The organism is Thioalkalivibrio sp. ALE25, from assembly GCF_000377285.1.
Classification (GTDB): domain Bacteria; phylum Pseudomonadota; class Gammaproteobacteria; order Ectothiorhodospirales; family Ectothiorhodospiraceae; genus Thioalkalivibrio.
Window position 1 is genome coordinate 164,658 of the sequence record NZ_KB897928.1, and the last position, 12,145, is coordinate 176,802.

13 protein-coding genes are annotated in these 12,145 nt (G+C 67.5%); 2 read left to right on the forward strand and 11 right to left on the reverse strand.

Going from position 1 to position 12,145, the window contains the following annotated elements; all coding sequences use genetic code 11:
• Window positions 1-6 precede the first annotated feature (6 nt).
• Entirely contained in the window at window positions 7-1,377 is a 1,371-nt protein-coding gene (locus C996_RS0104790; protein WP_018866319.1) for a KamA family radical SAM protein, read from the reverse strand.
• 289 nt (window positions 1,378-1,666) lie between these two features.
• Between C996_RS0104790 and C996_RS0104795 the strand changes: the two genes are divergently transcribed.
• Window positions 1,667-2,800, forward strand: coding sequence for an aminotransferase class V-fold PLP-dependent enzyme (locus tag C996_RS0104795; RefSeq protein ID WP_018866320.1), 1,134 nt, complete (start codon window positions 1,667-1,669; stop codon window positions 2,798-2,800).
• Between the two features lie 105 nt (window positions 2,801-2,905).
• On the opposite strand, the gene C996_RS0104800 is transcribed toward C996_RS0104795, so the two are convergent.
• From C996_RS0104800 to fabD, 10 genes are all read right to left on the reverse strand, one after another.
• Complete coding sequence (locus tag C996_RS0104800) at window positions 2,906-3,244, reverse strand: PilZ domain-containing protein (RefSeq protein WP_017941553.1); 339 nt, start codon at window positions 3,242-3,244, stop codon at window positions 2,906-2,908.
• Window positions 3,245-3,345: 101 nt separating this feature from the next.
• Complete coding sequence (locus C996_RS0104805; RefSeq protein ID WP_018866321.1) at window positions 3,346-4,335, reverse strand: hypothetical protein; 990 nt, start codon at window positions 4,333-4,335, stop codon at window positions 3,346-3,348.
• Between the two features lie 3 nt (window positions 4,336-4,338).
• A complete protein-coding gene (gene tmk, locus C996_RS0104810; protein ID WP_018866322.1) occupies window positions 4,339-4,995 on the reverse strand; it encodes a dTMP kinase in 657 nt (218 codons plus the stop codon).
• 15 nt (window positions 4,996-5,010) lie between these two features.
• The gene (gene mltG, locus C996_RS0104815) at window positions 5,011-6,045 is read right to left on the reverse strand and encodes an endolytic transglycosylase MltG (RefSeq protein WP_018866323.1); all 1,035 of its coding nucleotides are present in this window, start codon (window positions 6,043-6,045) and stop codon (window positions 5,011-5,013) included.
• Window positions 6,032-6,844: an aminodeoxychorismate lyase gene (gene pabC, locus C996_RS0104820; RefSeq protein WP_018866324.1), complete on the reverse strand. Its 813-nt coding sequence runs from the start codon at window positions 6,842-6,844 to the stop codon at window positions 6,032-6,034. Before pabC ends, mltG begins: the two co-directional genes overlap by 14 nt.
• Window positions 6,841-8,190: an aminodeoxychorismate synthase component I gene (locus tag C996_RS0104825; protein WP_018866325.1), complete on the reverse strand. Its 1,350-nt coding sequence runs from the start codon at window positions 8,188-8,190 to the stop codon at window positions 6,841-6,843. Before C996_RS0104825 ends, pabC begins: the two co-directional genes overlap by 4 nt.
• A gap of 15 nt (window positions 8,191-8,205) precedes the next feature.
• On the reverse strand, window positions 8,206-9,426 hold the full coding sequence (fabF, locus tag C996_RS0104830; protein WP_018866326.1) for a beta-ketoacyl-ACP synthase II: 1,221 nt from the start codon (window positions 9,424-9,426) through the stop codon (window positions 8,206-8,208).
• Window positions 9,427-9,555: 129 nt separating this feature from the next.
• On the reverse strand, window positions 9,556-9,795 hold the full coding sequence (gene acpP / locus C996_RS0104835) for an acyl carrier protein (RefSeq protein WP_017941560.1): 240 nt from the start codon (window positions 9,793-9,795) through the stop codon (window positions 9,556-9,558).
• 128 nt (window positions 9,796-9,923) lie between these two features.
• On the reverse strand, window positions 9,924-10,661 hold the full coding sequence (fabG, locus tag C996_RS0104840; protein ID WP_018866327.1) for a 3-oxoacyl-ACP reductase FabG: 738 nt from the start codon (window positions 10,659-10,661) through the stop codon (window positions 9,924-9,926).
• Window positions 10,662-10,718: 57 nt separating this feature from the next.
• On the reverse strand, window positions 10,719-11,669 hold the full coding sequence (gene fabD, locus C996_RS0104845; protein ID WP_081623671.1) for an ACP S-malonyltransferase: 951 nt from the start codon (window positions 11,667-11,669) through the stop codon (window positions 10,719-10,721).
• 210 nt (window positions 11,670-11,879) lie between these two features.
• Between fabD and infA the strand changes: the two genes are divergently transcribed.
• The gene (infA, locus tag C996_RS0104850; RefSeq protein WP_012982660.1) at window positions 11,880-12,098 is read left to right on the forward strand and encodes a translation initiation factor IF-1; all 219 of its coding nucleotides are present in this window, start codon (window positions 11,880-11,882) and stop codon (window positions 12,096-12,098) included.
• Window positions 12,099-12,145: the final 47 nt, after the last annotated feature.

The window sequence follows — 12,145 nt, forward strand, 5'->3', positions numbered from 1 at the left end:
GGGCGGTTACTCGCCGGATGCGGCCTTGATCGCGGCCAGCTCATCCTCGAAGAAGAAGCGCTCTTCGCCGAAGGCCGGTTGCAACTGGTCCAGCCAGGTGGCCTGGTCGTCATAGCGTGCGAAGAAGGGCCGCTGTACCCAGTCGGGATTGCGCGCCTGAATAAACCGCAGCACGAATACCTTCTCGCCCTGGATCTCCGCCACGCCCTGGATCTCGACCTTGCCGGGTTCCGCGCTCATCGAGGGGCCCCGGGCGGTGCGACCCAGGCCGGAAACCTGCTGCATGGCCTCGCGATAGATCTCCCAGGCCCGGGCCAGTGGCACCTCGAAATAGCGTCGGGCGCCGGTGTCGCGCTCGACGAACATGTAGTACGGGATGATCCCCAGGCGGACCTGCTCGCGCCACAGATCCGCCCATGCGCCCGGGTCATCGTTGATGTGCCGCAGCAGCGGGCCCTGGGCACGAATCTCGGCGCCGGTATCCCGGACGCGGCGGATCGCCTCGCGCGCGATCGGGGTACGCAGCTCGTGGGGATGGTTGTAATGGGCCATCAGCGCCACGTGTTTCCCCGCCTCCGCGAGTCGCTCCAGGAGATGCAGGAGCTCGTCCGCGTCACTGTCCGTGACGAAGCGATAGGGCCAGAACGTCAGGGCCTTGGTGCCGATACGGACGGTCTGGACATGGGCCAGATCCGGCTCCAGCAATCCCTCCAGGTAGACCTTCAGGTGCTTGGTTTTCATCACCAGCGGGTCGCCGCCCGTCATCAGCAGGTCGCTGATCTCCGTGTGGCTGCGCAGGTAGTCGTGCAGCAATCCGGCATCGGTACTGGCGATCCGCAGTTCCTTGTCTCCGACAAACTGGGCCCAGCGAAAGCAGAAGGTGCAATAGCTGTGGCAGGTCTGCCCCTGTCCGGGGAAGAACAGGACCGTCTCGCGGTACTTGTGCTGCAGCCCGTTGATCACCTCGCCGGCTTCCTCGCTGGGCCGGTTGAGTTCCATCTGGCCGGCGGGATGCGGGTTCAGGTCCTCGCGCAGTTCACGCGCCAGGGCCTGGATCTCGCCACGTGACGCACCCTTGCGGTGGAGATCGGCCATACGCTCGAAGGCCCCCGGTTCCAGCATCTCCCGCTGCGGGAAGGTCAGCTGGAACATCGGGTCGTCGGGGACGCGATCCCAGTCGATCAGTTCCTCGATCACGTAGTCGTTGACCCGGAACGGCAGCACGCTGGCGACCACGCGCATTTCGAACCGCATGGCCTCCGGCAGCGCCGCGACCGCCGGAATACGGTCGAGCGAACGGTCATTGAAGACCCGGAATTCGCGCGACTCGACGGCCCCGAGCTCGGGGTCCCGATAGAACTGGACAACGGAATTCATCCGTCCCTCCTGTACTGGCAAGGTGCAAAACGGCGCAGCGCCTGCGGGAGGCCGGAAGGCGCGGTGGACGAGGCCATGCGGCCGCTGCGAGGGCCCGTTCACCAAACCCGATGACATGGATTGAGGCGCAGACCCGGGGTATTCAGGGAGCCGGCAAATTAACAACTTGCCCGGGGAATCACAACAAGCGCCTGACACGCGGCACCGGTCACGGCGGCTCTGGCGCGCGCACGGTGTTCTACGGGCCGCCCGACTGGGTTACCCTTCGGGCCCGGCCCAGGAGGATCGCATGCACCCGGAATTTCCGCAGGAAGGGATTATCCATCTCAACCATGCCGCCGTCGGCCCATGGCCGCGACGCACCGAGGAGGCGGTCTGCCAGTTCGCCCATGCGAACGTCGTCCATGGTTCGCGCGACTACCTCCAGTGGCTGCGGCATGTCGATGCAACCCGGGCGCTCGCCCGCGCGCTGATCGGTGCCCCGTCGGCCGAGGACATCGCCTTCGTCAAAAATACCTCGGAGGCGTTGTCGATGGTCGCCTTCGGCCTCGACTGGCGCCCGGGCGACAACGTCGTGTTCCCGGACCACGAGTTTCCATCCAATCGCGTGGTCTGGCTGGCCGCGGCGGAGCGCTTCGGCATCGAGGCCCGCGAGGTCCCGGTCGGCCCGGAGCCGGAACGCGATCTTCTGGCCGCCTGCGACGGGCATACGCGCCTGGTCGCCACCAGCGCCGTACGCTACGACTCCGGGATGCGCATCGACATCCAGGCGCTGGGCGCTGAACTGCGTGCGCGCAGCATCCTGTTCTGCGTCGACGCGATCCAGCACCTGGGCGCCCTGCCCTTTGACGCGCCCGGCTGTCATGCCGATTTCGTGATGGCGGATGCCCACAAGTGGATGCTGGCTCCGGAGGGTATCGGGGTGTTCTACGTGAACCCTGAGGCGCGCGAGCAGCTGACGCTGCAGGAATACGGCTGGAACATGCTGGCGCATGCCGGCGACTTCTCCAACCCGGACATCGAACCGGCCACGAGCGCCCGGCGATTCGAGCCGGGCAGCCCGAACATGCTGGGGATTCACGCCCTGCACGCGAGCCTTTCGCTGCTGCTCGAGACCGGCCTCGAGACCATCGACCACGAGATCCGTGAGCACTGGCTGCACCTGGAAGACGGGTTGCAGAGTCAGGGATGCCGCATCCTGACACCGCGCGGCCGGCGCGCCGGCATCCTCACCTTCCAGCCGCCGGTGGACGATCTGGATGCGCTGTACGCACGGCTTCAGGGGTACGGGGTGCTGTGCGCCCTGCGCGGCGGCGGAATCCGATTTGCACCCCACTTCTATCTGACGCGGGAGCAGATCGACCGCGCGCTGGAGTGCCTGGCCGAGGCCATCCGCGAGAACGCGGCTGCAGGCGTGCGCTGAGGGTGGCGGATTCGGGTCGACAAGGGGACCCGGACGCGGCGAACTGCGGCGGATGACGGGCTCGAACGGCAAGCCCGCCCGAACACCCTGGCCTTTGCCTGGCGGCTAGAACGTGTGGGTCTTGCGGTCCGAGTTCAGCATACCGCCCAGGTGCTCCTCGATGCGGCGATGAGTCACGCCCTTGTCGGACTTGTTGAACTGAACGCCGATGCCACGCAGGCGGTTGCCCTGCGCCCGTGGCGGGGTGATCCAGACTACCGTGCACGGCGTCGGCAGGCGGTCCGAATCCTCCAGCAGTGACAGCAGCAGGAAGACCTGGTCCCCGAGCTTGTAGGCCTTGTCGGTCGGGATGAACAGCCCACCATTGGTCACGAACGGCATGTACGCCGCATACAGCGCGGGTTTTTCCTTGATTGCCAAGGTGAGCATGCCCTGCCCGGCCATAGACCCTCCCGTGTGACCTGATTTCTTGCTGGGCCATGGAGTATCGCCCATCGATGCGATCGCGCGCCACCCCGTAACCGCTCGCGGCGTACGTTGTGCGGCTACTTCGCCCGGAACTCCAGGGCGATATCCTCCATGCGCAGCTGCGGGTTCAGCTGACGACTCGCCTGGCGCTGCCAGACTAGCGCCCGCGCGGACAGCTCGGCCAGGCGTCGCGGGCCGGCACGCCGGGCGAAGCCATCGAGAAGATCGCGCGGGAATTGCCGACCAAAGGCGTCCGACTCGCCGCTGACCGCCAGGCGCTGGGCCGACACCAGCAGGGCCTGGATACGCGGGATCAGGGATTCCGGCAGGCTGCGCTGCAGGGTGGCCGCCATCGCGTGCACGTTGGCGCCACGCAGCAACGCGGTCAGGGCCTCCCGGTCCTGTTCCCAGCGACCCATGCGTTCGGGGTCGGTCAGGATTTCGCGGGCGGCCAGCGGTCGCCCGAGGCTGGCCGCGTAGGCCTCGTCCACCGCCGCCGGGTCATCCGAGAATCCGCGCAGCCAGGCCGTCGCGTCCGCAGGGGCCGGGTTGGCGATCTCGATGGTCTGACAGCGGCTGCGGATCGTCGCCGGCAGGCGCGCGGGCTGCGCCGCCTCGAGGATCAGCATCGCCCCGGTCGGCGGTTCTTCCAGGGTCTTGAGCAAGGCATTTGCGGCATTCGCGTTGAGGGCGTCGGCCGGGCGGATGATCACGGAGCGCAGATCCCCCGACCCGGACAGCGACAGGAAGTCGATCGCCTCGCGGGCCGCGGCGATCAGGATCTCCTTACCGGCCTCCTCCGGCTCCAGGGCCATCACCTCCGGGTGCACGCCAGTGCTGAAGCTGCGGCAGGCGTTACACTCGCCGCAGGCCGCTTCCTCGCCGCTGGCGCGCTGGCACAACAGTGCCTGAACCAGCGCGGTGGTCAGCAGGGCCTTGCCCACCCCGGTCGCGCCGTGGATCAGCAGACCGGTGGGCAGGCGGCCGTCACGTCCGCGCCGGACCAGTCCGCTCCACGGCGCCTGCAGCCAGGGCGGCAGCGCCTCCCGGGTGTCGGTTCCCTCCATCCTTCAGCCGCCCCCCAGCGCGTGCAGCGGCAGGCGCTCCCGCACGCCCGCCAGGATCCGCTCGGCCACGGTGTCCGGATCCGCCGCTCCATCCACCACCAGGTACCCGTCGGGGGCCTTTGCCGCGCGCTGGCGATACGCCTCGCGCGCGCGCTCGAAGAAGTCCAGCGCCTCTCGCTCGATCCGGTCACGGCGCCCCCGCTGCACCGCCCGTTCCAGTCCCGTCTCGGGGGCAATATCCAGCAGGATCACCAGATCCGGGCGCAGCTCGCCCTGCAGCCAGTCTTCCAGACGGGCCACTCGGTGGTCGCCCAGGCCCCTCCCCGCGCCCTGATAAGCGAAGGAGGCGTCGGTAAAGCGGTCGCTGAGCACCCAGTCGCCCGCGTCCAGGGCTGGCCGGATGATCTCGGCCAGGTGCTGGGCCCGTGCCGCGAACATCAGCAACAATTCCGCCTCCGGGCACATCCCGGGCAGATCCGGATCCAGCAGCAACCCGCGCAGGCGCTCGCCCAGCGCGGTTCCGCCCGGCTCGCGCGTGACGCGCAGGCTGTGGCCGGCGGCGCGCAATCGAGCCTCCAGCCGCTCGATCTGGGTGGTCTTGCCCGAGCCCTCGATACCCTCAAGCACCAGAAAACGACCAGGATGGGGTGAGCGATCCATGCGCAGGGGCTCCCGTTAGCGGTTGCGGATGCCGTAGCGGCTGCCGTCCCCGCCCAGCTGGTAGCGGATCACGGCCTCGCGGTGTTCGCGATAGGTCTGGGAGAAATGATGGCTGCCATCGCCGCGCGAGACAAAGAACAGGTCGTCGGTATCCGCCGGCCGCGCGGCGGCCTCCAGGGCGGCCCGACCCGGCAGCGCGATGGGCGTCGGGGGCAACCCGGCCCGCGTGTAGGTGTTGTAGGGGTGGTCACGATCCAGCTCGGCCCGCGTCAGCCGCTGCACGCCCGGTTCCTGCACATACAGCAGGGTCGGGTCGGTCTGCAACCGCATGCCGCGCTTGAGCCGGTTCACGAATACGCCCGCTACCCGGTCCCGCTCGTCCCCACGCCCGGTCTCGCGCTCGATGATCGAGGCCAGGATCAGCAGCTCATAGGGGGAATCCACCGGGTGGTCCTCGATACGGCCTTCCCAGGCCCGCTCCAGGTGCAGGCGCATGGCCTGATGGGCGCGCTCCAGCACCGTCAGGGCCTCGGTGCCGGAGCCGAAGAAATAGGTATCCGGAAGAAACCAGCCTTCCGGATGATCCAGGTCCGACAAGCCCAGGGTCTCGAGGAGGTTGTGAACCCCGACCGACTCCGGCGGACCGACCAGCTCCGGATGTTCGCGCAGCGCGCTCAGTGCCTGGCGGATGGTCCAGCCCTCGGGAAAGGTCAGGCGATGCTGGACGACCTCGCCCCGGGCCATCGCGTGCAGCAGATCGCGCGGCGTCATCCCCGGGGTCACTGCGTACTCGCCGGCCTGTAGCCGCGGCGCAAGCCCCTGGCGCCGCCCGTAGACCTCCGCCACCCAGGCGGACTCGATCCAGCCGCGCTCGGCAAACGAGCGGCTGACCGAGCGCAGCCCCTGACCGGATTCAAGCTGATAGCGTTCCGAGGCGTCCAGCGCCAGGGGCGTGTCCAGTTGTGCCCGGTAGTGTTCGCCCAACCACCAGGCGGTGCCCAGGGCAAGCACGACCACCAGGGCCAGGACGGCGAAACTAATGCGCTTCATGCAACGCGATTCCCATGCGGTAGAGCGGATCATCCTGCCACGCGCGCCCCGGATTGTCCGCTTCAGCCAGCACCGCCGGGGTCATCCCGAGGCGTGCATTGGTTATGTAGATACCGTCGGCCTGCCTGATCCGTACGGTCTCCGGATACTCTTCGACCACGGAGATTCCAAACCCTGCCGCATGATCGAGGATCCAGGCCCGCCGGGTCCCGGCAATCCCGGCCTGGTCGAGCGGGGGCGTCAGCAGGCGCTGCCCCTCACGCACCCAGAGATTGCCCTGCGTGGCGCTGATCACCCGCCCCAGTGCATCGCAAACGATCGCTTCCTCCCAGCCAGTTTCCCAGTGGCTGCGTACCATCACCTGTTCCAGGCGGCTGGTGTGCTTGAGCCCCGCGAGCGCCGGATTCACCCCAACCGGGACGGCCGACCAGCCCAGGACCAGGGGCCTCCGCTCGCCGGGTGGCGTGGCGTCCAGCGCGGGCCCGGCACTGACAATCCGCGTGGGTGCCGGATGGGCGGGTGGCGCGTACCCTCGGGGCCCTCCGCCACGCGTAATCGTCACCCGCACCAGGCATTCGGGCCCGTGCGCCACCCGGGCCACTTCCTCGAGAATCTGCCCTTCCTCGGGCTCCGGGAAGCCCAGCTGGCGCAGACCCCGCCACAGCCTAGCCCGGTGGTACGCCCACAATTGCGGCTGGCCCGACCGCACGCGCAGGGTCTCGAACAGGCCATCCCCGAGCAGCAGCCCGCGATCACCCGCCGAGACGTTCTCGTCCGGTTCCCCGTTCACCAGGATCACGAAAGCGCCTCGTTGTGCACGCCGAGCGCCTCCAGAAGACCCCGTGCCTTATGTCGGGTCTCCTCCAGCTCGCGCTCCGGGTCCGAGTCAGCCACGATGCCGGCACCGGCGCGGAAGCGCAGCTCGTTCCCGTGCGCAACGAGCGTACGGATCAGGATGTTGGTATCCATGCGCCCGTGCCGGCTCACGTAGCCACAGGCGCCGGTATAGGCGCCACGCGGCGCGTACTGCTCCAGTTCCTGGATGATCTGCATGCTGCGAATCTTCGGGCACCCGGTGATGGTGCCCCCGGGGAAGACCGCCCGCAGGACATCAGCGGCCGTGGTCCCGGGGCGCAGGCGCCCGACGATGCTCGAGACAATGTGGTGCACCCGGCGATAGCTCTCGATGGTCATCAGCTCCGCGACCCGCACGCTGCCAATCTCGGCCACCCGCCCGACATCGTTGCGTTCCAGGTCCACCAGCATCACATGTTCGGCCCGCTCTTTAAGATTGAAGTTCAACTCACTGAAAAGACGCCGATCCTTATCGGCGTCCGCATCCCGTCTGCGGGTTCCCGCGATCGGCCGGGTCTCGATTTCGCCCCGCTCTACCGACACCAGGCGTTCCGGCGAGGAGCTGATCACGTGGGCCCCCGGCAACTGCAGCCAGGCGGCGAACGGGGCCGCATTCGCCTGACGCAGGCGCGCATACAGCACCGCCGGATCCAGCGGTGCGGCCGCCGTGGCATGCCATTCCCGCGACAGATTGACCTGGAAGGTATCGCCGGCTCGAATGTACTCGAGGCCGCGAAGTACCGCCTCGCGGTATTGGGCCGGATCCTCCTCCTGCAAGGAAAGATCGGGCAAGGGGCTGCACGCCGCGTCCGCATCCTCCTGTACTGCCTCCAGGTCCCGCTCGACCTGCGCCCGGCGCTCGGCATCGTCCGTTTCGTCCACGAACCATGTACGGCCCGCGTGGTGATCATGGATCAGGGCCGCGGGAAAATAGGTCAGCAGCGCGTCCGGCAGCCAGGGATCCGACCGGCATTCACCCAGCGCCGGCTCCAGGCCCCAGGACAGCTCGTATCCCGCGTAGAGGAACCACCCTCCGAGGAACGGGAGATGGGCATGGGGCGTGTCGTCCGGCGCCAGCTCCGGTACCCCGGACAGGTCCTGGTCCAGCGCCTGCAGGATATCCTCGCCCGCCGCGGTCGAAAGGGTTCGACCGGGAAAGGCAAACAGGATGGAAAAGCGCGCCGGGGCCTGCCCGATGAGGGCCGACTCCAGCAGGTGCGGGTAGCGTTCGGGGAATCGCCGCGCCAGGGCCGCGAAATCGACCCCGGCGGCCAGTGGATGGACCGCCATGGCGGCGCAGCAGCGTCAGATGCTGCGGAACACCAGCGTGCCGTTGGTGCCGCCGAACCCGAAGGAGTTGGACAGGCCGACCTTGGTGTTCATCTCGCGCGCTTCGTTGGCCACATAGTCCAGATCGCAGCCTTCGCTCGGGTTTTCCAGGTTGATGGTCGGCGGCGACACCTGATCGCGCAGGGCCAGCGCCGTGAAAACGCCCTCGATCCCGCCGGCGGCCCCCAGCAGGTGGCCGGTCATCGACTTGGTGGAGTTCACCAGAAGCTTGTAGGCATGGTCGCCGAAGGCCTTCTTCAGCCCCTGGGTCTCCGCCAGGTCGCCCGCCGGCGTCGAGGTCCCGTGCGCATTGATATACCCGACCTCTTCCGGATTCACGCCGGCATCCTTGAGCGCCCGGTGCATGCACTTGGCGGCGCCGGAGCCATCCTGGATGGGCTGCGTCATGTGGTGGGCATCCGCGTTCCAGGCGAACCCCGCGACCTCGCAGTAGATGTTCGCCCCGCGAGCCTTCGCATGCTCGTACTCTTCCAGCATCATCACGCCAGCACCATCGCTGAGCACGAAGCCGTCACGATCCTGGTCCCAGGGGCGGGAAGCGCGTTCCGGATCGTCGTTGCGGGTGGACAGCGCGCGAGCCGCGGCAAAGCCGCCGATGCCCAGCGGCGTGGTCGCCATCTCGGCCCCGCCGGCCACCATCGCATCGGCGTCGCCGTAGGCGATCATGCGCGCCGCGTCGCCGATGTTGTGGGTGCCGGTGGCACAGGCCGAGACGATGGAGATGTTCGGGCCCTGCAGGTTGCGCATGATGGACAGATTGCCGGCCACCATATTGATGATCGCACTGGGCACGAAGAACGGCGAGATCTTGCGCGCCCCGCCCTTCAGGTATGCCCCGTAGGAACGTTCGATATACGGCAGACCGCCGATGCCGGAGCCGATCGCGACCCCGATGCGTTCGGCGTTCTCCTCGGTCACCTCCAGTCCGGAGTCGTCCAGGGCCTGAAGCCCCGCGGCCAGCCCGTAGAGGACGAAGGTGTCCATCTTTTTCTGATCTTTCGTCGGGACGTAATCATTGGCCTCGAAATCCCGAACGGCGCCGGAGATCTTCACCGGCATGTCCGAGGCATCGAAGACATCGATGGGGGAAATGCCGCTCTTGCCGGCCTTGATGTTGCTCCAGGCCTTGTCGATAGTGGATCCGACCGGGGACACGATCCCCAGTCCGGTAATCACGACACGTCGCTTAGCCAATGATGTTCTCCTCGAAAGACTGAAATACGCGTTCAGCGAAACGACGAAGGGCCGCCCTGCGCGCAGGAAGGCCCGTTCGCGTCGTCCTGACCGGCGCCCGGAGGCGTCGGATCAGTCCTTCATGTGCTCGTTGATATAGTCGATCGCCTGCTGCACGGTGGTGATCTTTTCCGCCTGCTCGTCGGGGATCTCGGTCTCGAATTCTTCTTCGAGCGCCATCACCAGTTCCACCGTGTCCAGCGAGTCCGCACCCAGGTCGTCAACGAAAGCGGCGGCGTTGGTCACGTCCTCTTCCTTGACTCCCAGTTGCTCGACAACGATCTTCTTGACGCGTTCTTCAATGCTACTCATGGTTCAGAAATCCCCTTCGGTGTGAGGCGGCTTCGTTGAAAGGTCCGCCATTCTAGAGAAAAGCCCCGCCGCGATCTAGCGATCCGTGCAGCGAGCCATGCGGGCGGCACGCGGCCTGCCCGCCGTGATCAATGCATGAACATCCCGCCGTTCACGTGCAGGGTCTCGCCGGTGATGTAACCGGCCTCCTCGGACGCGAGGAAACCCACCGCCGCGGCGATCTCCTCCGGCGCGCCGAGGCGCCCCAGCGGGATCTGGCCCAGCAGGGCCGCTTTCGTGTCATCGCCCAGCTCGCGGGTCATGTCGGTATCGATGAACCCGGGGGCGACCGTGTTCACCGTGATACTGCGGCTGCCGACCTCGCGCGCCAGCGACCGGGCAAACCCGGCCAGGCCCGCCTTGGCCGCCGCATAGTTGGTCTGTCCCGCGTTGCCGGTGGAGCCGACCACCGACCCGATCAGGATGATACGGCCGCGGCGCAGCTTCATCATGCCCTTCAGCAGGCGCTGGGTCAGGCGCACGGCGGCGGAGAGGTTGGTGTCGATGATCGCATCCCACTCCTCGTCCTTCATGCGCATGAAAAGGTTGTCGCGGGTAATGCCGGCGTTGTTCACCAGCACCTCGATCGGGCCTTCCTGCGCCTGGATCGCCTGCAGGCCGGCGGCGACGGAATCAGCGTCGGTGACGTCCATGGCGATGCCGCGGCCGCCCCATTCCTTCAGGGCCTCGGTGATCCGCTCGGCGCCGGCGTCACTGGTGGCGGTGCCTACCACCTGCAGGCCCTGCTCGGCCAGACGCCGGGCGATGGCGGCGCCAATGCCGCGGCTGGCGCCGGTTACCAGGGCTACACGTTTGCTGTCAGACATGGTTGTGCCTTTGCTTCATGTGAGAGGGAGTCGCGAACCGCGGCGGCGCGAGCGCGCTCAGGATGCGTCCGACCCCAGGCGTTCCAGGGTGGCGTTCAGCGTGTCGCGATCGGCGACATCGAACAATTCCAGATCGCGGTCGATGCGCTTGGCCAGTCCGGTCAGCACGCGCCCGGGCCCGCACTCGACCTGCACCGCCACGCCCTGCTCGCGCAGACCGCGAATGGTCTCGACCCAGCGCACGGGCCGGTACAGCTGCGCGGCCAGGTTGTCCTTGATGGTCTCCGCCGAATCCGCCGGCGCGGCCGTCACATTCTGCCAGACCGGGATGCTCGGCGAGCTGAAGCGGGTGCTGTCCAGCGCGGCCTGCAGGCGCTCGGCCGCCGGCTGCATCAGGGCGCAGTGCGAGGGAACCGAGACCGGAAGCTTCAGGGCGCGCTTGGCGCCGGCGTCCTTCGCCGCCCCCACCGCACGGTCCACCGCCGCGGCATTACCCGCGATGACCACCTGGCCCGGGGCGTTCAGATTGACCGCCTCCAGCACCTCGCCACCCGCATGCTCGCTGCAAAGGGCCTGCACCGCGGCATCGTCGAGCCCGAGGATCGCGGCCATCGCGCCCTCGCCTTCCGGGACCGCCGCCTGCATCGCCCGGGCGCGTTCCGCGACCAGCCTTACCGCATCGGGGAAGCGCAGCACGCCCGCGGCCACCAGGGCGCTGTACTCGCCGAGACTGTGACCGGCGACCGCCTGCGGGCGCGCGGTGGTCTGCTCGCTCAGCAGTCGCCAGGCGGCGACCCCCGCGGCCAGCATCACCGGCTGGGTCCATTCGGTCTGGTTCAGCTGCTCGACCGGGCCGTGCTGGCACAGGCTCCAGAGATCGGCGTCGAGGCAGTCCGACGCCTCCTGAAAGGTGTCACGGACAATGGCATGGTCGTCGCCGAGAGCGGCCAGCATGCCGGTGGACTGGGACCCCTGGCCGGGAAAAACGGCTGCCCAAGAAGTTGTCATTCGCAATGGTCTCGCGCGTGAAAGCGCGCGTAGTGTAGGCGGTCAGGGAAATGGCGGCAAACGCGGCGGCCGACTCGCTCCGCACGTACACCGAGGTCGTCGCCCCGTCCATCCACGCCGTGGACCGGCCCTGCGAGGCGCGCCATGACTTGTGTTCCGCTGGTGCATCCGGATAATGTCGCCACCTTGATTCAATACGAGAGGAACTGTATGGCGAAGGAAGACGAAATCGAGCTGGAGGGTACCGTCGTCGAGACGCTCCCGAACACCACCTTCCGGGTGGAGCTCGAAAATGGGCACACGATCACGGCGCACATCTCCGGCAAGATGCGCAAGCATTACATCCGGATCCTGCGCGGCGACAAGGTGATCGTGCAGATGACGCCCTATGACCTGACCAAGGGTCGCATCGTCTACCGCAACAAGTAAGTTCGCCTCTCCAACGAAGAAGCCCCGGCAGGACCGGGGCTTCTTCA